Source organism: Paenibacillus sp. OT2-17, from assembly GCF_009827695.1.
Classification (GTDB): Bacteria; Bacillota; Bacilli; order Paenibacillales; family Paenibacillaceae; genus Paenibacillus; species Paenibacillus polymyxa_B.
In genome coordinates this window covers 1-1,545 of sequence record NZ_WUDQ01000728.1, presented here as the reverse complement: position 1 = coordinate 1,545, position 1,545 = coordinate 1, and the positions used below count along the sequence as shown (strand labels likewise).

The following is a 1,545-nucleotide window of genomic DNA, read 5'->3' as shown; positions in this document are numbered from 1 at the left end:
TCACAAATACGTAATTGTTACCGGTTGATCATATTTACCGTTCTTATCTCCAGCCTGGCACATGTAGTTTTTGTGTCACCCGGCTTGTGACCGCTCGCTATTGCTGCTACACCCGTTCAACACGGCCGACATGTCAACACACCTACCATCAGCAGACTGCCGATCCGTCTTCTTTTTACTTTCGTTCAACTTTGTCACCCCAGTCTAGGTAATGTAGATTACAGCATTTATAATAATGAATGAATCAGGTAACTGCCCATACTAACTTTACAACATTTATTGCACTAATTTAGGATACTGGAAATTGGATATCAGTGTTGCATTAATGCAATCTCCCCTGGACAGGCAAAAGCATCCCTGCAGGGCTGCCTCTTCTGCTGCAATCATTCATACTAATTTATCCAGTCATGTTCAGCATACAACGTATGGACATAGTGTGTTTAACTAATGCCAACTTAAAGTTTCACCCGTCGATTGCGTTTGCTTGGAATAACAGGTCGGATATCTCGGTTTTGCAAAAGGTCCAGCATGCCATTGGTATCGTAATTTACGTTCCTTTCGATTCGCTTTTTTTAGAAAATAGAATGATATTGTTATTTTTGATAGAACATGCTATGATTGCGCCAAATAAAACCATTATTTTCAATCAATTTACATATTAATATTTAATAACCCAATGTTTATGATTACTATACTTTCTCCAACACATAACTGGAGTTGTCAATAAATGAACAGAGACCAGTATATGGTGACTCTCCTCTCGTAGTTCACTTTTAAATTCAATAAATGTAAGCGATTTCATATCTATTTCTCGTGCCCTCTTCACAGCAGTTCTCCTTACAGGTAGAGGTCTGAGTATATTCTTGAGTTTGATAAATTTACGAATAGCTCGGCTTTGGACCATATAAAAAAACGGAGGTTATTATTATGATTAGAAAATGTCTAGCTTTATTTCTCTCCTTCACTTTATTGCTTGGTGTCTCTCTCGTGCTAAGTGTAGATGCTGCCAATCGACCACTGGCTAAACTCCCTGGAAATTCCAACCCTCTAGTGGATCATAAATTGGGAGCTGATCCCTATTCATTGGTATATGGTGGAAGGGTGTATGTCTACATGTCAAGTGATACGTATGTTTATAACAATGATGGATCGATTAAAGACAATGACTTCAGTGCACTGGATCGCATCCAAGTCATTTCCTCCGCGGACATGGTGAATTGGACGGATCACGGAACGATACCGGTCGCAGGTGCCAACAACAAGAACAACGGTAGAGGCATTGCCAAATGGGCCTCTAACTCCTGGGCTCCAGCAATTGCGCATAAAAAATTGAATGGCAAAGATAAATTCTTTCTTTATTTTGCCAATGGTGGGGCAGGAATTGGAGTCCTGACAGCAGACACGCCGATCGGACCTTGGACAGACCCCCTCGGTAAAGCGCTTGTGACACATAGCACGCCTGGAATGGCTGGCGTGACATGGCTTTTTGATCCGGCTGTGTTGGTGGATGATGATGGCACAGGATACCTGTATAGCGGTGGGGGA

General features: G+C 41.7%; 1 protein-coding gene. It reads left to right on the top strand.

The features are described 5' to 3' along the window. Nucleotides 1-927: 927 nt before the first annotated feature. Nucleotides 928-1,545: family 43 glycosylhydrolase (locus tag GRP75_RS26540; RefSeq protein ID WP_160790845.1), on the top strand; the 618-nt coding region annotated here is incomplete at its 3' end.